Origin of the sequence: Ornithinibacillus gellani, assembly GCF_003730295.1 — a bacterium.
Classification (GTDB): domain Bacteria; phylum Bacillota; class Bacilli; order Bacillales; family Amphibacillaceae; genus Ornithinibacillus_A; species Ornithinibacillus_A gellani.
Map to the genome: position 1 here is coordinate 29,947 of NZ_QTSZ01000051.1, position 18,548 is coordinate 48,494.

Genomic DNA, 18,548 nt, shown 5'->3' on the forward strand with positions numbered 1-18,548 from the left:
CTAATTATTATTTTTTTAGAGAATAAAACTTGTCTAAAGCCTTCTTAAATTCCATCTTGGGCTCATCCGGGACCTGATGTAAGTAAACGCGGCAGTTGTTGCTTTCTTCCAGTTCCCGTAACTGTTCCGCATCTTCTTCATTTAAGGAGATTGGACCAAATACACTTTTTCTTCCAGGACCGGATCCTAGCCCCCCAATTTGTAGGTCCTTTATTTCAATTCCTCCTTGTATGGTCTTGAAAGCGGTGTCAACATCTTTAAATAAAATAAATAACTTACCTTTTCCTAACTTATCTTCTTTCCATTCATTAATTGCAGACTCAACTGTATAAACATTAACCGCTATATTTGAAGGTGCAGCCATTGTGTAAATACTTTTCATAAACTCATCATTAGCCAAGTTATCATCAATAATAATGATTCGATTAGCAAATGTTTGTCGAATCCACTTTGTAATTACCTGTCCATGTATTAAGCGAAAATCCACCCGAACCATTTCTATTTCTGCCATTTAAATTTCCTCCTAATTTTTAATTTATAAGATTTTTATTTTATTATTTCGCTTGATCCTCAGCGGGAAGCTTTAATTGCTGGCAATTCATAATTGCAGCTTCTTTAATTTCATTTACACTATCCTCGGTATAAGGTTGATTCTGTCTCATAACCGCTTCAATTAACATCATAGAACTCAATCCGGATAAAATATGAATATCGTATTTCTTACTTAGCATTAATGCCATATTTGATGTAGTACCTCCAACAATATCCGTAATTACCAAAGAATTTGCTGGCATCGTCTTTATCTTTTCCTCCACCTTCAGAAGGAAATCCTCTGGAGAATCAGATGGATTTAAAGCTATCTCACTAACACCCTTTATTTGACCAATAATCATTGTCAGCTTATCAACAAGCGTTTCTCCCCACCCTCCGTGTGTTAATAAAAGAATTTCATTTCTATAAGAACCATTTGACAAATTGAATCCTCCTTTCAAAAAGTGTGAATTATTATTTGAGTTTGTAGTTATTTTAGAAACGCATATTCTAAAAACCCTACAAATAAATCCACTATTGCCAACGCTTACATTTTGCATTAGAAAATAATTTATTCAGAAAATATAATACAAATTTGAATCTTATAATAACTATTTTATTTAATGTATCAAAAGAATATTATTTTTTCAACATATATTATAAAAGAATTTTTTTCGATATATTACCAAAAAATATAGAAAACTATCTAAAAACCACGTATACTCTATATATACGGGATTAAATTTCTTTTCAAACAACTAGAAAAATGTTTGATCAAATATATAAATACTTTAATGTTTAATGTATTCCCTATTACTTTAGGAGGTATTTTATGTTAAATAACACGCAAAACTGTCTCGCTCGTATTCGAAATAATTATGGTCAATTCAGTGATAAGGAATTACTTATTGCCAATTTTATTTTGGAAAACCCAGATAGAGTTATTCATTACACCATAAATCAGATTGCAGAAGAATTACGAATTGCAGACTCAACCGTTTTTCGTTTTTGTAAACGTATTGGTTTTAAAGGTTTTCAGGCAATGAAAATTGCACTTGCAGCAGAAATTGTTTCCCCCATCAATGAGATTAACGAAAAAATAGAGGAAAATGACAGCATTGGTGTAATTACAGAAAAAATATTTCGTTCCAATATTAAAACCATAGAGGATACACTTCAAATTCAAGATGAACATCTTATTACAAAAACTGTTAATGCAATCATGAAGGCAAATAAAGTACATTTTTTTGGTTCTGGCGGCTCGGCTATTGTAGCATTAGATGCTTATCATAAATTTATTAGAAGTGGCATTCATGCTAACGCGGATTTGGATTCACATCTACAAATTATGTCCGCGTCACAAATGGATGAAAATGATGTTGCTATTCTGATATCACTTAGTGGCTCCACGAAGGACTTATTGGAGATTTCACAAGTATTGAAGAAAAACAACGTCCCTATTATAGCCATAACCAACTTTGCAAAATCTTATTTGACAGAGAACGCTGACATATCTTTATTTACTATCTCAGATGAAACAGACTTTAGATTGGAAGCGCTATCGTCAAGAATTGCCCAATTATCCATCATTGATGTTCTCTACACCAACGTAATGATTGCAACGAAAGAATCCGGCAGAAAAGCATTACAAAAAATGCGTGAAAGTGTGAGTTTGAAGCATTTTTAATAAATAAGCTTACAAATCAATGGTAACAAAAAAACTTTAGCCAAATAGATTTAATATAGCAGTAAAGCCCATTCAGGTAGCTGATTTCATAATCCACTTCCTTGAATGGTTTTTTTTAGTTTTACACCCCCTCCCACCTTCAAAATCTTTCAAAATACATCAAAAAAAACAATTATATTTACAAGAAAGCACTTTCATGATATATTCATTATAATCATTATTATATTTTTAATATATACATCATAATGTATTGGAGGCTTCTATATATGTCAAAAGCAAAAGTGCCTTTATATAAGCAAGTGAAAGAGAAGATTTTAAGAGAGATTAATGAGCAAATGAAAGAAGGTGATCTACTTCCAACTGAACCCGAAATGGAAGAGAAATACCAGGTTAGTAGAATTACGGTTCGTAAGGCAATAGATGATTTAGTATTGGAAGGTTTTGTAACGAAGGAGCAAGGTCGGGGTACTTTTGTAAGATCTACCAAGATTGTGCAAGATGCGAGCAGCATAACGAGTTGGACAGAGGAAATGCATTTAAAAGGTAAAACACCTGATACGCAAAAGCTAAAGTTATTTGCAGTGTCTCCCTCTCGCAAGATGAAGCAGAATTTGAAGCTGGCCGCTAATGAAGAAATTATTTGTGTAGAAAGAATCAGGTTGGTTGATGGGGAACCAATTGCACTAATGTTTAACTATTTAAGAAGTAAATTTATTCCTGATTTCTTGGATAAAGGTTTCACAAGGGAATCTCTTTATGAAGAACTAGAGGAAAATTACGACATCGTCTTAGAAGAAGCAACAGAGCAGATTCGCGCAAGATTGGTGACAGATTTGGAAGCGTCTGCATTAAATATTCCACCAGATGAGGCTGTCATGCATATTACTCGGACAACCTATCTCCCAGATGGAACACCATTTGAAATGGTAGAAATGATTAGTAGATCTGATAAATACGAGTACAATATTAAGGTTTCTGGAAGAGAAAAAAATAAATTGTTTTAAGGGGAATGAACGACATGAAATTACTAAAAGAAGAGGCAGTTCGTCTAGATGTTCAGGCTCTAAATGCAGTTGATGCCATTCGCATTAGCGGCAATTTACTCGTAGATGCTGGATATGCCGAGCCACGATATGTAGATGCTATGCTGAAAGGTTTCCTGGAGGTTGGGCCGTATATTGTATTGGCACCTGGAATTGCTATCCCGCATGCGCGACCAGAAAACGGTGCATTGGCTAGCGGTTTTTCCCTCGTACGACTAGCTACACCAATTGAGTTTGGGCATGATAAAAATGATCCAGTAAAATTGGTTTGCGCCATTACTGGAGTAGGCAGTAATGGTCATATTGAGATGCTACAAAAGGTCGCAGGCATACTTGGTGACAAGGACAAGCATCAGCAACTATTGGAAGTACAAAACTTTGAAGATATATCAAAAATAATCACATTTTAGGAGGAAAACAACATGTATGTACTAAGTGTATGTGGTATGGGTTTTGGAACAAGTTTAATGCTATTAATGGAAGTTCAGTCCATTGCGAAGGAGCATGGTTACACCGTGGATGGTGAAGCAACTGATTTAGGTAGTGCTAAAGGAAAAAGCTGTGATTTAATTATTGCTTCCAGTGAAATTGCAGCTGAGTTATCTGATGAGGCTGCACCAGTGATTGCGATTGATAACCTGTTAGACAAAGAGGAAATCAAAGAAAAAGTACTGCCCATGATTAAAAAACTTGCCCAGGAGGGATAGTCATGATTGACGTATTGGTTTCTATTTTAAGTAACCCTTCCATTATCATTGCCATTATTGCTGGTGTTGGTCTGATTGCGCTTAGAAAGTCAGCATCCGATGTCATCAAAGGAACGATGAAGACATTGTTCGGCTTCCTTATTTTACAGCAAGGTGCAAATATTATTGTTTCTGCCCTTGTTCCCTTCAGTGCAATGTTTACAGATGCATTCGGCTTAACGGGAATAGTTGCAGAAGACAACGCCATTGCGGCGGCAGTTCAGGTCATTCTTGGAAAAGAAACAGCGTTCATTCTCATCTTTTCCTTCTTAATTAATATTATTATCGCCCGCTTTACGAGATTCAAATATATATTTCTAACCGGTCATATGATGTTCTCTTTTGCTGCTACGATGGCCATTGTTTTTCATCAGATGGGACTATCCTCTACCATGACGATTATTCTCGGATCCATTGTCCAAGGTATCGCAATGGTCGTATTTCCAGCCATATCCCAATCATCTGTTAGACAAGTGATTGGTAATGATAATGTGGCTTTTGGATTCTGGGGTAGTTCATGGGTTTCTCTTTCCGGTTGGATTGGCGGAAAGTTTGGTAACAAGGAACAATCAACCGAAGATGTAAAAGTACCTAAGTCATTGGACTTCTTAAAGGACATGAGTATTTTAATGGGGATCATTATGGTCCTAGCATACGGAATTACAGCCACTTTCGTAAGTGATGCAGCAATGGCAGAAATTGCTGGTGATGTAAACCGCTATCAATTTGCTATATTTTCGGCTTTGGAATTTGTTGCAGGTATCTTAATCCTATTAATGGGTGTACGGATGTTCTTAGCTGAAATTGTTCCTGCGTTCAAAGGAATTGGTGAAAAAATCGTTCCAGGTGCTAAACCAGCGTTGGACGTTCCAATATTCTACAACTATGCACCAGTTGCAGTAACAATTGGTTTCTTGACAGCTTTAGTCGGTGGATTAATTGTCACCTTTATGTCTAGCTTTTTACCAGTCGCTGTCCTCCCTTCCGTTATTGGCTTGTTCTTCATGGGTGGAGCTGCTGGAGTATTTGGAAATGCAAGGGGTGGACTACGTGGCGCAATAATTGGCGGATTCTTCATGGGATTCACTTTTTCATTAATGGTCGCACTCGCCTACCCTTTAATCGACCTATCAGTCTACAACATTAGTGGATTATGGTTTGCATCCCCCGATGCGATTATCGTAGTCATTCTTATTAAGCTTATCGGATTACTCTTTGGAATTGGACTTTAAACTTTTAGTATCGTGAACATCTTGCGGAACATTTAACTACATCAAAAAGTGAGGTCAAATCAAATGAAAAAAATTAGAACGGTTTTAGGAGATATTGAAAAGGACGAACTTGGTTTCACATATAGTCACGAGCACCTTTGGACAAATCCCCCTCATTCGCAAAAGGATCGTGATTTGGAATTAACCGATTATGAAGCTAGTGTGAGTGAACTATGGCGCTTTAAACATGCAGGTGGCCAAGCACTTGTTGATGCTACTACACTTGATTATGGAAGAGATGCTTCGAAATTAAAACGTATGTCTGAAGAAACAGGTGTACACGTCGTTGCAACATCTGGTTTTAATAAGCATATATATTTTCCAAACTGGGTAACTACTTTAACGATTGAAGAAATCACACAGAAATTAATAAGAGATGTTCAAAACGGTATGGATGGTACTACATCCAAAGCGGGATTTCTAAAATCAGGAGCTTGGAATCAACAGATTCATCCTTTGGAAGAAAAAGTAACCCGTGCAGTAGCACGAGCACAGCAAGAGACTGGCGCACCTATCTGGCTTCATACCGAGGCTGGTACGATGGGACTTGAGCTACTGGATATTTTGGAAGAAGAAGGCGTAGACTTAACAAAAGTTGGGGTGGGACATAGTGACCGTAATGCTGATCCCTACTATCACTTAAAGCTCGCCGAACGTGGTGCGTACGTACAATTTGACGGCACCAGTAAAATCAAATATTACCCAGACAGTACAAGAGTCGAATTGATACAAAATATGATTAACCATGGTTTTTCCCAACAACTACTTATCTCTGCAGATATGGGTAGACAAGTCTACTTGGAAGCCTATGGCGGCGGTCCAGGGTTTAGATATATTTTGAAGAAATTCATTCCACGATTGTTGGATGAAGGAATTAGCCAATCGACAATAGATACTATATTCATTGAGAATCCTGCAAACTGGTTAGCACAATTTTGATTGGAGAGATAAAGATGAGTACAAACAACTTAATCGCTATCATTCGCAACGTCTCCCCCAATGATATTGTAGATGTTGCTGGGATTTTACTGGATGTTGGTATAAATCGTATGGAAGTTTCACTCAGTGATGAAGCGAATGGACTCGCTTGTATTGAAAAAATAGCCAAAGCATTTGGTGATCAAATCGAATTAGGTGTTGGAACCATCTGCAAGGAATCACAGGTGGACATTGCACTAGAAGCTGGTGCAACCTATATCATTACACCCGGCTGGGATAGAGAATTAGTGAAGTATGTTTTAGACAAAGGAGTACAAATATATCCAGGTGTATTTACGCCAGGTGAAATCATGCAGGCAAGTGCATTGGGAGTTGAAACAGTTAAGCTATTCCCTGCAGCAAGCTTAGGCACAGAATATATTAAAAGTCTGCGCGGACCTTTTCCAAATATGAAAATCATGGCGGTTGGCGGTGTCACCCAAGATAATATCCAAGCATTTCAAAAGGCTGGTTGTTCTTCTTTTGCTATTGGCAGTGATTTAATTCCGAAAGGAGCAAGCCTCAAGCACAAAGAGACAATCATGGCCAAAGCCAAACAATATATTCAATTACTGTCAGAGGAGTCATAATGATGAATACAGCTAGAGAATCAATCAAAATGAATAGAGATGAAGTGGCTGCTGCAGTGAAGGATTATCCAGTTGCTATCCTACCAATGGGCGCATTGGAGCAACATGGACATCACCTCCCGCTTGGAGTTGATATTTATTTGGCCGAAGGTATTTCCAGAAGATTGTCTGAGCGAACTGGGGCCCTCCTGTTACCAGCGGTTCCATTTGGATATTCATGGGTATGGCGTGATATCCCCGGAACGGTATCCATGCAGCAGCATCATGTCGAAAGCATTATTAAAGATGTTGCACATAGTGTATCTCGATATGGTGTGAAATTACTCATCCTTGTCAATGGACATGATTCCAATAATACAAGTATGAAATATGCTGCTAGAGAGCTAGCCGACGAAATTGACATGCCCGTCTCCTACCTGTTCTACCCGAAAATGGAACAAATCAGACAGGCTCATTGTGAATCTTCAACTTGGGACGGTATGATTCACGCATGCGAATTTGAAACATCCCTAATGCTTGCCATTAAGCCAGAGCTCGTCGACATGGATAAAGCCGTCAAGGAATATCCAGAACAACCCAATTTATATGGTAAATCTACTATTTCTCTTGGAGATTTAAGCGACAGTGGAGTATATGGAGATGCTACACTAGCCACTAAGGAAAAAGGCGAGCAAATGCTAGAGGAATTTTTGGATGAAATGGAAAACCTTATTCACGAAGCATATAGTAGCCTTGCAAATAAATAGCATGAGTAAACCGGCATGGAAAATCCTTGCCGGTTTTTGTTTGGGTGTATCTTCTAAATCTTAACCTGTTATATGAACCGAACAAACTACCAAATACTAAATTAATTCTAAAGGTAGCTGTTCCTATATATATGTCGCATAGATTTAAAATAATACAAGCTTTCTAAATACAATTCTATTGGGTGAGAGAATTTGTTAACCATAAATATGAATGTTATTAATCTAGGCTAAAAACTTTTTTAGTTGCAGTTTTGCATACTCTTTTATAATTTCAAGTGGAACATTTCCAAGTTCTAAACCTTTTTCTTTTATTCCCTTTTTAGTTTTATTCCAAATGTGATTGTTTCTTATAGAATCTAAGAATTCATGTCCTTTCCAAGTTAAAGATGCATGCAAGAAAAAGATCTTATTACCTGCTGTTTTAGTGTTATTGTTAACGAATCCAGCTTGATCCAAAATCTTTAGATGATAAAAAATAACTTTTTGATTCCATTCTTGTGGAATGTCAAGTTCATTGCAATCATCATTTTCTTCAATTAATAACAACAAATTCCTTACTAATTCCAAATCCCGCCTCATTTCTAACTCTCCTTTTTAAATGGATTACAGTAAAATGAATACCATACTAATAGACATAGAAACTGAAAGTAAAAAATATATTCTAATATAATAAATTCTAGCACTCTACCAGGCTCACAATAGTATTGACTAATCCGCAAGAACAATATTCTCGTGAAACATGTCCCTAAAAATTAGCTGAAATACTCAGATTGTTATACATTTCTTCATTTTTTATAAATATATTCCACGTTAGAGGAGGTAAATCTTAGTCTTAATATAATTGATACTTCACAGTATGTTCCTACTGTAAACTATTTTGGCATTGCAATTCCTCTACTAAAGCTATATTTTTCGTTACATTCGTCGCAATCTGAATAAATATGTTTGTCTCTGAATCCAGGAATATCATCTTTATCATAGTATACAGTACCTTTCCTGCACGGACACTCATATTTCTCCTCGATAATAAGCCCCTTTCCTTCTCCATATCCAAAATGAGGAATATGTTTGGATTCTTTTTTCTTCAATTGAATTGTGTTCTTCATTGGAAGCAACCCCCTTTTCTTTTAATTGTACCAAATATTCAGATATATAAACTTTATACCTAAGACCTTTTGCCCTGAACATATATTCTCTCTTCATAAAAACACATAAATTATTATATAAAATTCAATTATAATGTTCTTATTCAAACCACGAAAAAGCCATCTAACTTAGACATTGTTTCCGCCAACTGCGACGTAAACATATGCCCTCTACTAAAAGAAATTAGAGAAGGACAGGTTCTCCCCCCTGTCCTCCCCACTAATTAAGCCGCTCCCGCCATTCCTCCACTAACCCCGTCCAACACATACTCCGCTGAGCGGTTGAGTTGGTCATAGGCATCTTCGGTGATTTGTTCTGCGTTTAGCTGGTGTTCTAATAGATCCTGGAAGCTGTTCAGATGCTTGATTACTTTTTCGGTTTGGCCTGTGTCTTCGTATCTTTTTACTGCTGTGAGGTGCGTTGTTAGCAATCTGGCTGCTTGGTCATCTGTTATTTCCCCGTTGTCATGCAGTTTCTCGACTTGCTGCAGCATGCTGTCGATGGTTGGTTCGAGTACGGTAACTTGTATGCTTTTTGTGATGGTTTTTCCGTTTTCTTCATAACTTACTTCAAGGTTTTGTTCTCCAAGTATTTCTGGGTCAAATCCTGTGATATTGGCAAACACCGAGACATCGCGCTGATAGTCGGTATCATAGGTTGCCGTTACTTTTACATCCAGGTCCTCGTATAAATAAGATTCCAGGCTGCCCTCAATCGTGATGTCTTCCAGCTGAGATATTGGCAAGTTCTCGGATGGTTCTACTCCGGAAATTTGATACATTCCCCGAGCCTTTAAGGAGAGGGGTTCTTCTGTTTTATCGGCGCGATACCAGCCGGCATTTCCTTCACCTACAAACGTGATTGGTGCTACGCCTAGTTCCCTAGCTTTAAGCTGGGCCATCGTATAATAGAAGATGCTTCCTCTTTTCAGGTGATATTGGCTGGTGATCATGGAAAAAGTGTCCATGTCGTAATCATTGTATAAAATCTCAAAGCTGTTGGCGGCATTTTCAACGGTTGTCGCGCTTTCATTTTCCACAATAATGCGATCCTCTGACAATCCATTTTCGATTAACCAGTCATGCATGCGATCGCCTTCTGTCCAACCGTTTTTCTCAACTCCGCCTGTCACCAATACATAGGAATTGGGATACTTTTCTGCACTGCGGAGCGCGACTTCCAATCTACCAATCAATTCATCTTCCATTTCGCCATTGTCCTTTAAGGCGAATCCCAGCACGACAAATACATGCTTATCATTATCTGGCAGCCCATTTGGTGCAACATCGTGATTTTCTACCATTTCATTTTCAATCCAATACCAGCGATCCATCACACCATTCCAAAGCCCATAATCCTCAGCCGACACTTCTTTCATGGCATCCAATGTTCTTAAAACATCCGTATGGCCTTCTTCCCCAAAGTAGTAAATCAATTCACTCGTTAATTGGTCGACTCCTTTTGTACTTGCCTGTGCCTCCACAGTCGTAAACGAAAACAAACTGCATACTAATAAAAGACTCATGACCATCGTATAAAACTTCTTCAATTTTCATCCGCTCCCCATTATAATTTTTGATTGTTCTGATGTATGCTGCGTTTTGATGTATGCTGCTATAACATAACGAAAGCCCATCCCCCCTTTCAAAATTCACTCCCGAAAAAAACAAAAAAACTCCCAAGAATAAATGACCCGAAATGCCATTTATTCTCGGAAGTTTTGCTTCATTCATTTTAATTATGTGCAGCACAGAAACGCATGGACCATGTACCATATTCAACATCTATGTATGTCACACCTTATTTATAATCGACCTCTCGCTAGACCAGCTACTACCTATATTGTACGAATGGCCAATACGGAAAGCAATGAATCTCGTACATGTAAAGCAAATTTTACACAGGGAAAAATCCAGACAAAATACAGCATGCAACTTCCCTCTTGAACCAGCCACTTGGATTGTTTTAAACCACCAGTATTTGAAAATATTTGAATCGGTCATTTTTCCATCTATCTCTGTTATAGCTATAATAGATGTGGACACCATATCATTACCATGAAATACAACTAAAGTATATTTTCTTTCATCGTAAGCAAACTGATGTAAATAAACGATTAAAAACATTAGCTTCAGAAAAACGAATGAATGGGAGGATGATACAATGAAGCGAGTCGCGGTTTTCTTCACCTTTTTATTATCGATCATGGCATGTCTGGCAACCCCTGTATTTGCCAAAAGTAGCATTAAACCAGGGTATGAAGTTAAATTCAATCTTGATCTGAATGCCTTTCCAGATTTAACGGAGATACTGCAAATATTTGAAGCTACCCACGATGAAAATCTAAAGGTATATTATTTCGATACGCCTGAACAAACTTTCCGTAAAAATCATTATATTCACCGGCTTCGCGTATACGAAGGTGATAAAAAAGCAAACCTGACATACAAGAAAGTATTTCCGGGAATGGAAATAACGGATGCGATTGAAGAGGCGTATTCCAAAGGATTTCATGGAGATATGAATCATTACAAATTCGAAAATGACCGGAAAGAACGTATCGATACTTTTTCTATCAGTCGTAAGGAAAAGTTCAAAAAGAATAATCAAATAAATTTCGATGATATCAATCCAAGCTATGCGATAAGTTTATTTAAAGAGGAAGCACCCAAAAAATATGAAGGATGGGATAATAAAATATGGTACCAGGAAACGCTGAATGACACGATTCCCTATGGTCCCGCATCTGTACAAACGTATACAGGTTATTTTCTTGGGACAGAAGCAGATATTGAAATATGGACATATCAAGGAGATACAGTTGTTGAAATCTCCACCAAAACAGCAAAAAAATCAGAAGCTGACCAAATTGAAAAGGCATGGTTTCAGGAACTATCCCATCTAAATTGGCTAAGCACAGACCAAGCATCGAAAACAAACTTTGTTATGGACCGTTAGAATGGAAATCTCAAGGCAAAACGAAGATTGTAACACCCAATATTTTAGAGCGTGATTTCACAGCCGCTAAGCCGAACGAGAAATAGGTAACAGACATCACCTATATTATGTACCGTAGTACTACTCTTTACTTGTAAAGAAAGGAACATGGTGCCTAGCATGTCCAGACAGGGGAACTGCTGGGATAACGCTTAATTGAATCTTTTCAATTTAATTTAAAAATGGATACAATTCCATTGCTTAGTATAGTTAAATAATACAATCATGGTTCAACAATCCGACCCTATAAACAAACATAAATCTTATAATAACACGCCCGTTTCGTGAAGAACGTTCTACTATTCACAATTGCACTCATATTCCTTGAACCTATATTCCTTATACAGAGTTAATGCTTCAAAACCACTTGTAACCGACTCATAAACTTTAACCAAGGGAGCAATGTCTTTTTCAGCAAAACCCATTACTTGTTGGTCTATATCGGCAGAGGAATCTAAAACATATTCATTCATATCCTCGTATAAACCATTATGTTCACAGACATCATACGTAACCGCAACATAATTCTTCAATATTATATCACTCGCTTTTTTTATTTATGGTTTGTGTCAATCTGGTTCGTTTGTCGAACAAAAACCTTGTTGATTCATTCCCTTTTATCTATTTTACATATACAAGCAAATTCCAATTCCACACGATAATCCGAATATCCACACTAATAACATCTATGATGCAGATTACACGTTTCACGTGAAGAATAATACCCATTACCATTTGGAAAACGAAATAAGCGAAAGCAACCGAAGCGCAACACTTGCTTCGGTTGTAACTTTTATAAGGTAACTTTTGCTTCCGCCATGAATAGCTTTCATTTGCTATTCGTTGAAATTTACGTATCAATTTCTTATTTTATCGGTATCCAAATTTCCGAATATAAATCTGGATGGTTCGGATCTTCATCTGTATATAATTCAAATTCTGGTGTTCCGGCTTGCTCATATCCTGTAGAAGGAAACCATTCAGAGAAAATGCGTTTCCAAGCATTTTGCATTGCAGAAGGCATTGGCCCGTGCACCTCAAAAACTGCCCATTTGGAAGCAGGGATTATCATGCTATGCATCCCTTCAGGAAGTTCCCCCGCGTAAGAAGTTGCTACCCAATAATCGAACACATTAGCCTTCTTTTGTGCTTCAGTGATTTCTCCGCAAACACCTAAAACACCGTTTACGATTCCGTCATTCAATTGAAACAGCAAATCACTCGTTCCATTTTGATTGACCTCTTCCCAGAACTCAGGTATTCCTGCCACGTTTTCTTCCATTGCCACACTAGAAAATTCCCGCTTCACTCCAACAACTTGAAATGCTTCTTTCTCAATCACACTATACTTCATTGGTTCTGCCCCTTTCAAGGTTACCTGGATTACCAGGCTGTTATAGGATTGCAGCTTCCCCTTATTCTTTCGCATTTCACTCGGAGTGATCTTGTGCTGTCTGCGAAAAGCCTTGGAAAAAGCCTCGGGAGTGTGATAGCCATATTTATAGGCAATGTCAATAATCTTCGTATCTGTATTCAGCAATTCCTCTCCAGCCAATGTTAACCTTCGCCTTCTTATATATTCACCTACCGTTATATCTGTTAAAACTGTAAACGTTCTCTGAAAATGAAAAGATGACACATTGGCTTGTTTAGCAATGCTATCAATCGTTACTTCTTCTAATAAGTTATTTTCCACATACTCAATTGCCTTTTGTATCGACTCTACCCATGCCATAGCTTCAACTCCTTATTTTTTATCCTAACAACTTTTGAAATGCACATCCTGTCAATTTATGCTTAGTTATGACAGCCCTATAAAACAACATGGGTTAAAGCAGTCGTGAATCAAAAATAAGTGTAGACTTCCCTGTGACTTGCCTGTTATGTATTACCCAATTCATTTCACAAAAAAATCCAGCATGTAAGGATATATGTATTGCAATGTTACGGCAAATAGAGCTACCAATCCTAGTGCGGATAATATTAGCACCCAAGTTTTCCTTATCTTTAATTGTATAAAAGCAGATACCAACACAAGCAAATCAAAAATCACAATCATTACAGTCCAAACCTTGTAGGATCCACCTGGGTCTGGTGTGGCTATGCTAAATACTGGACCTATGCCAATAACAGTTACCAATAAGAATATCAATCCGTGCACCACATATACTGTTTTCTTGAACAATATATCCACCTGCTTCCTCTCCATCAACTTTCACATTAAAATAAAGCCCATGACGATGATTTAATTTTTATACGCCCCTGTTTGCATGCTACTCATCCAATCGCTGTAGGAAATCATGTACACGTTGCAATAGCAATTCGGTGGAATCCGCATCCTTTGCGTGAATCTGCACGGGCAGATTTACTGGCCAAGAAGATCCCAACATCGATGCAGGAATGCAAGAGCCAAAGAATAATGCACCCTGTGCGCCTTCACATGTCATCGCGAGCTTTTGTCCTGGCATAACACCGAGTGAAAATCCTGCATAAACCATCTTATGCGGTAGCTCGCGCGCGATGTTTACTCCTCGCTCGATGATCTCTTCCAATCCAATTTCCTCAGCATGGGCTACACCGTCCTCAATTGTAGAAAAATAGGCGCCCTTCATAAAGGTCAGGAACATGTACAGTATGACCAGCCTCCCTAATCTTGTCCGCGAAAGTAAGTATACCTTCCGTTCGTCCCATTGCATGGTGAAATAACAGGATCTCAGCCATATCATTTTCCCTCCATTGGCAAACTATATTTTTGATTCGTGTTAGCAAAATCTATATTTATTCAATTATCTATCAATTGAATTCATTAAGCAAACACATCTTTTGGGCTACCCCAACCAAGTAAATCTCATAAAAAAATCACTCCCATCTACCCCGGCGCAAAACCCACCTCTGCAACAGGTTCTGCTTAAGCGTATTTGGAAGTGATTGAAAGCATAATGTATCCAATTTGTGATGGATCAGATACGCTTTCCAGTGGATGTTAGAAGCTGTTAAAACCTTGAATCCAATTTATGAGAGTATAAACACCCCCTCCCCTATAAAAAGGTAAAGAAGTGGTATTTGTTATCGTAAGCGCCTTGGTTGTATAATGCGGAAAAGGTGGATTGGCATTTTGGATTGACGCAATAAAATTCGACCTTTGCGACATGCTCCATGTAATAGCTAATCGCTGTCGGCTCAGGTTCCTGCAGTACTTCGCAAACTGGACAAATAGTTGGCACATGGCTGTCCAGATAAGGAACTTTTTTCTCGGCTTTGTAAGGCAGATACAAAATGTGTTTGACATATCCTTTTAACATTTTTACACATCCCTATTCTATTTTTGGTCACAAGAAAACATATGTAGCAAGGCATGCAGAACAATCCCGCCCCCCTCGCCTGGAATGACGGTAGCAGTAAACATACAGCATGTAGTTACTTAGAAAAATAAGGGTAAATATAAGTGAGATTCTAGAAGTTGTGACATGGAAGGATTTTCTCAAATAGAAGCTTTTCTGGATGAAGATTCTTTTGAAGGTCAAGTTCGTTTGGTTTACATTCACAGCATTTGTCGAAAAATGGATAACATACAATCTTTTCTAGTTCTTTTAACCTCTCCCATCTTTGGAACTAAGTATATATACCTATATCATATCAGAAAATTTCCATTTGTGAAGCTATTTTTTAAAATTTTTGCGCTTTTGTAATTATTTTCGCGCAACAGCCAGGAAACATGCAAATACGGAAACAAAAATAAACCATGTTATACTAATTTCAGCTAAACTTTTTTCTGGAACTGCTAACTTGAAAACCTTGATGTGAAGGCCCGCAACTTGCGGTTGCACCTCGGTGCGCCTATAACTATCTTTACTTCGCTGCTCACTCCTCCAATAATAGAAATTGTGGAAAGGGATGATTAACATGATTTTTAATGAACGGTTGAAAAAAGAACGTGAAAAACGAAATTGGTCACAGACCGATCTTGCTGAAAAACTTCATGTTAGTCGTCAGTCTGTTTCGAAATGGGAAACTGGAAAGAACTATCCAAGTATCGAAGTGATCATCGATTTAAGTGATCTATTCGGTATCACAATAGATGAAATGTTGAGGAGTGACGCGGAATTGAAGGAAAAAGTAATTCGAGACAGCAAACAGTTGGCCTACCCCAAATGGAAAACGTTTTTTGACAGTGTATTTTTGCTAGGCGCATTTCTGTTAATTACCAAATTGGTTATCATGGGCTTGCATTATTTTGTCAGCGCAAGTATTACCATCCCAGAAGGCCTACCAAGAAACTTATCCAATTTTATTCCATTGGTTTTCTTGATTATTGGTGGGATTGGATCTGACAATTTGAAAAATAAATATGTTGAATAAGCATAGAAAAGCCTGATTCCTTGCAAAGTGCTACAAGAAATCAGGCTTTTTATTTTGCCGCTCTCTAATCCACCTTCAATATAATCTTTCCGGTATTTTTATTGCTCTCCATATGTTCATGTGCTTGCTGGATTTGCTCAAGCGGAAATACACAATCGATGATAGGAAGCATCTTGTTGCTGTGGAAGAGCTCTTTTGTTTGGTTGTAAAAATCAGCTGTCAGTTCTGCCTTGTACGCGTCACTTCTTGGTGTGAGCAGCGTTCCAGTCAATTGGATGCGCTTGGAGAGGATGTCCATGATATTCATTTTTTCTATCTCGGCCCCACCCAAGACTCCAATCAGTACCCAGCGCCCATCGACTGCGATGCTTGCAAGGTTTTTATTCCAATAAGATGCCCCGACGAAATCGAGGATCAAATCGACGCCCTGATCCTGGGTCGCCTTCAAGACTTCTTTGTCAAAATCCTGTTCTTTATAATTGATGCATACATCCGCACCTAGTGAACGGCAAAACGCTAACTTCTCGTCAGATCCAGCTGTTGTAATGACTTTTGCATTGGCCAGTTGTTTGGCGAGTTGAATCGCCGCTGTTCCAACGCCACTGCCGCCAGCATGAATTAATACCGTTTCGCCTGCGGATAATTTTCCAATCCAAAATAGTGTTTGAAAAGCAGTGATGAACACCTCTGGAATGGCAGCAGCTTCTTCAAATGAAAAGTTTTCAGGGATCTCTATCGCCCTCTCATCTAGCATCACAGCATATTCCGCATATGCCCCGCCATTGACAAGCCCCATCACACGCGTGCCAACTGGTGTTTTCGTATCCGCTCCCGCACTTTCAACGATTCCAGCAACCTCGATACCTAATATCGGATGGTTTAAATATCCTGAGCTGCTTTCCCGATTCACGATATCGGTTCGATTCACTGCAGCTGCCTTAACCTTGATTAATAATTCTCCCGCTTTTGGCGTGGGCTTTTCATAGTCCACAACCTGTAATTGTTCCGCTCCACCTGGCTGTTTTACAGTAATTGCTTTCATCATTGGCCCTCCCATAATCACTTTTATTGGATACTGAACTACCTATTAGAAATTGATTCTAACATCTAAATGAAATAACATCACCTTGTTTAATTTCCTCTTTTTCATCAAAGTTAATCTGAATGCTTTTGGAAGTCAATCATTTCGGAGTATCAACTACAAATATGCGAATCACTTGATTCCTAGAATTTCCGATTTAACCGAGCGGGTCGCCCTGTTGGTTTTCATATTCTAAATGATATTCCACCTCGCCACACAAACGACTCATCCTAGAATGGAAAAACAAATCAATCCGAGCCGTTTCAAATACTAAAAAACGAACCCCAGCCTTTATGGTTAAGGTTCGTTTTCAATTTAATACGCCAAACAAATGATTACTGTTTTTTATTATCTCACTGGTGTAGCAGTTTCCCGCACGGCTTCACGTACATTTTCTAAATTTTTGATGCCGGTTGTCTCTAACCAATTGACGTAAGTTTCTTCGCCTTCTTCTGCGAATGGGCGGACACCGTCTTTCCAAATTGCACGTCCACATAGGCATCCATTAAACGTAGACCCTGCGTCTTTTGCAAAATGAAGTGTGTCAATAAATTGCTCATTCGTTACGCCACCGCTTAAATAAATAAATGGCAGACGACTTTTTTCCGAGCACTGACGGTAATAGGCAGCCGCTTCTTCTTTTGAATAAACCGGCTCATAATTATCATACTGCGAGTGACCCTCAATATGATAAATTGACACAGGTACCTCGACTTTTAATAAATCTACACCGTACATATCCTTCGAAAATTCTTCCATGAAATACGCCACTATAGCTGGTTTTCTTTTGGCAAAATCTGCGCCCTTCGAATCGAGGCCAGCCGCACTGTAAGAAACAGGCTCCAATATAAACAAGACATCATTTTGTTTACATTCATCACCAACACGCTTTATAAACGTTTTCTTCATGTCATTGTATTTTTCTTCTTCATCGATATCATAATAGACGAGTAATTTAATCGCATCCGCTCCTGCTTCAACGAGGTCTTGTACCGCATAATAATCGACTAAATTGGGGAGACGCCCTTTTTCGGAAGCGTCGTAACCTGTTTTCTCATACGCCATGATCAGGCCGATATCTTTATTTAATTTCTTTGCAGCATCCCAGCCATATTCAGGGTCAAGTAAAAATGAGGAGGATTTATTTCCAAGCACTTCGCTGACCCCTTCCTTAAATTTTGAAACACCTTCGTCATAAGTAATGCTATCATTATAAGATTGAATTATCTTCCCTAATGAACCACGTTGGTCCATTGCGGTAGCTAACACGATTCCATTTTCATCTGAAATCGCTTCTATGCCTTTTTGTTTTCCTGGTGTACGTTGCATGACTATTCCTCCAGCTGTTTTATATTTGTAGCTATTTTTGCATG

The 18,548-nt window shown here is 38.2% G+C and carries 22 protein-coding genes; 10 read left to right on the forward strand and 12 right to left on the reverse strand.

Annotated elements, in window-relative coordinates; translation table 11 throughout:
• Positions 1 to 7: 7 nt before the first annotated feature.
• Positions 8 to 511 (reverse strand): PTS sugar transporter subunit IIB, encoded by a 504-nt coding sequence (locus DX933_RS15905; protein ID WP_123317419.1) that lies wholly within the window; start codon positions 509 to 511, stop codon positions 8 to 10.
• A gap of 43 nt (positions 512 to 554) precedes the next feature.
• Positions 555 to 974, reverse strand: coding sequence for a PTS sugar transporter subunit IIA (locus DX933_RS15910; protein ID WP_190279557.1), 420 nt, complete (start codon positions 972 to 974; stop codon positions 555 to 557).
• A gap of 389 nt (positions 975 to 1,363) precedes the next feature.
• On the opposite strand from DX933_RS15910, the gene DX933_RS15915 reads away from it, so the two are divergent.
• The 8 genes from DX933_RS15915 (at position 1,364) to DX933_RS15950 (ending at position 7,592) form a co-directional block, all read left to right on the forward strand.
• A complete protein-coding gene (locus tag DX933_RS15915) occupies positions 1,364 to 2,218 on the forward strand; it encodes a MurR/RpiR family transcriptional regulator (protein WP_123317421.1) in 855 nt (284 codons plus the stop codon).
• A 266-nt stretch (positions 2,219 to 2,484) separates the two neighbouring features.
• Positions 2,485 to 3,222, forward strand: a complete 738-nt coding sequence (locus DX933_RS15920) for a GntR family transcriptional regulator (RefSeq protein ID WP_123317422.1) — start codon at positions 2,485 to 2,487, stop codon at positions 3,220 to 3,222.
• Between the two features lie 14 nt (positions 3,223 to 3,236).
• Positions 3,237 to 3,671 carry a PTS sugar transporter subunit IIA gene (locus DX933_RS15925; RefSeq protein ID WP_123317423.1) on the forward strand — a complete coding sequence of 145 codons (435 nt, stop codon included), beginning with the start codon at positions 3,237 to 3,239 and terminating at the stop codon, positions 3,669 to 3,671.
• Between the two features lie 12 nt (positions 3,672 to 3,683).
• On the forward strand, positions 3,684 to 3,968 hold the full coding sequence (locus DX933_RS15930) for a PTS sugar transporter subunit IIB (protein WP_123317424.1): 285 nt from the start codon (positions 3,684 to 3,686) through the stop codon (positions 3,966 to 3,968).
• Between the two features lie 2 nt (positions 3,969 to 3,970).
• Entirely contained in the window at positions 3,971 to 5,239 is a 1,269-nt protein-coding gene (locus DX933_RS15935; RefSeq protein WP_123317425.1) for a PTS ascorbate transporter subunit IIC, read from the forward strand.
• Positions 5,240 to 5,302: 63 nt separating this feature from the next.
• Positions 5,303 to 6,217 (forward strand): phosphotriesterase family protein, encoded by a 915-nt coding sequence (locus tag DX933_RS15940; RefSeq protein ID WP_123317426.1) that lies wholly within the window; start codon positions 5,303 to 5,305, stop codon positions 6,215 to 6,217.
• A gap of 14 nt (positions 6,218 to 6,231) precedes the next feature.
• Positions 6,232 to 6,846: a bifunctional 4-hydroxy-2-oxoglutarate aldolase/2-dehydro-3-deoxy-phosphogluconate aldolase gene (locus DX933_RS15945; RefSeq protein ID WP_123317427.1), complete on the forward strand. Its 615-nt coding sequence runs from the start codon at positions 6,232 to 6,234 to the stop codon at positions 6,844 to 6,846.
• Positions 6,846 to 7,592 carry a creatininase family protein gene (locus tag DX933_RS15950; RefSeq protein ID WP_123317428.1) on the forward strand — a complete coding sequence of 249 codons (747 nt, stop codon included), beginning with the start codon at positions 6,846 to 6,848 and terminating at the stop codon, positions 7,590 to 7,592. The genes DX933_RS15945 and DX933_RS15950 overlap by 1 nt, the downstream gene beginning before the upstream one ends.
• 222 nt (positions 7,593 to 7,814) lie before the next feature.
• On the opposite strand, the gene DX933_RS15955 is transcribed toward DX933_RS15950, so the two are convergent.
• From DX933_RS15955 to DX933_RS15965, 3 genes are all read right to left on the reverse strand, one after another.
• Complete coding sequence (locus DX933_RS15955; protein WP_123317429.1) at positions 7,815 to 8,171, reverse strand: DUF2513 domain-containing protein; 357 nt, start codon at positions 8,169 to 8,171, stop codon at positions 7,815 to 7,817.
• Positions 8,172 to 8,464: 293 nt separating this feature from the next.
• Positions 8,465 to 8,698: a hypothetical protein gene (locus DX933_RS15960; protein WP_123317430.1), complete on the reverse strand. Its 234-nt coding sequence runs from the start codon at positions 8,696 to 8,698 to the stop codon at positions 8,465 to 8,467.
• A gap of 263 nt (positions 8,699 to 8,961) precedes the next feature.
• The gene (locus DX933_RS15965; RefSeq protein WP_123317431.1) at positions 8,962 to 10,287 is read right to left on the reverse strand and encodes a YdcF family protein; all 1,326 of its coding nucleotides are present in this window, start codon (positions 10,285 to 10,287) and stop codon (positions 8,962 to 8,964) included.
• Between the two features lie 614 nt (positions 10,288 to 10,901).
• On the opposite strand from DX933_RS15965, the gene DX933_RS15970 reads away from it, so the two are divergent.
• Complete coding sequence (locus DX933_RS15970; protein ID WP_123317432.1) at positions 10,902 to 11,696, forward strand: CYTH domain-containing protein; 795 nt, start codon at positions 10,902 to 10,904, stop codon at positions 11,694 to 11,696.
• 338 nt (positions 11,697 to 12,034) lie between these two features.
• Here DX933_RS15970 and DX933_RS15975 read toward each other — a convergent pair whose 3' ends face one another.
• The 5 genes from DX933_RS15975 to DX933_RS15995 all read right to left on the reverse strand — a co-directional run bounded on the left by DX933_RS15975 (position 12,035) and on the right by DX933_RS15995 (position 15,037).
• Complete coding sequence (locus DX933_RS15975; RefSeq protein ID WP_223806006.1) at positions 12,035 to 12,268, reverse strand: hypothetical protein; 234 nt, start codon at positions 12,266 to 12,268, stop codon at positions 12,035 to 12,037.
• 332 nt (positions 12,269 to 12,600) lie between these two features.
• Positions 12,601 to 13,470: an AraC family transcriptional regulator gene (locus DX933_RS15980; RefSeq protein ID WP_123317434.1), complete on the reverse strand. Its 870-nt coding sequence runs from the start codon at positions 13,468 to 13,470 to the stop codon at positions 12,601 to 12,603.
• A gap of 162 nt (positions 13,471 to 13,632) precedes the next feature.
• Positions 13,633 to 13,929 carry a hypothetical protein gene (locus DX933_RS15985; protein WP_123317435.1) on the reverse strand — a complete coding sequence of 99 codons (297 nt, stop codon included), beginning with the start codon at positions 13,927 to 13,929 and terminating at the stop codon, positions 13,633 to 13,635.
• 79 nt (positions 13,930 to 14,008) lie between these two features.
• Entirely contained in the window at positions 14,009 to 14,461 is a 453-nt protein-coding gene (locus DX933_RS15990; RefSeq protein WP_223806007.1) for a hypothetical protein, read from the reverse strand.
• A gap of 312 nt (positions 14,462 to 14,773) precedes the next feature.
• On the reverse strand, positions 14,774 to 15,037 hold the full coding sequence (locus tag DX933_RS15995; RefSeq protein WP_123317436.1) for a hypothetical protein: 264 nt from the start codon (positions 15,035 to 15,037) through the stop codon (positions 14,774 to 14,776).
• Between the two features lie 601 nt (positions 15,038 to 15,638).
• Here DX933_RS15995 and DX933_RS16005 point away from each other — a divergent pair.
• A complete protein-coding gene (locus DX933_RS16005) occupies positions 15,639 to 16,094 on the forward strand; it encodes a helix-turn-helix domain-containing protein (RefSeq protein WP_123317438.1) in 456 nt (151 codons plus the stop codon).
• A gap of 64 nt (positions 16,095 to 16,158) precedes the next feature.
• Here the strand turns inward: DX933_RS16005 and DX933_RS16010 are convergent, their stop codons facing one another.
• Together DX933_RS16010 and DX933_RS16015 are read right to left on the reverse strand one after the other, a co-directional pair.
• Positions 16,159 to 17,136, reverse strand: coding sequence for an NAD(P)H-quinone oxidoreductase (locus tag DX933_RS16010; protein ID WP_123317439.1), 978 nt, complete (start codon positions 17,134 to 17,136; stop codon positions 16,159 to 16,161).
• Between the two features lie 387 nt (positions 17,137 to 17,523).
• Entirely contained in the window at positions 17,524 to 18,504 is a 981-nt protein-coding gene (locus DX933_RS16015; protein WP_123317440.1) for a tagatose 1,6-diphosphate aldolase, read from the reverse strand.
• Positions 18,505 to 18,548 lie beyond the last annotated feature (44 nt).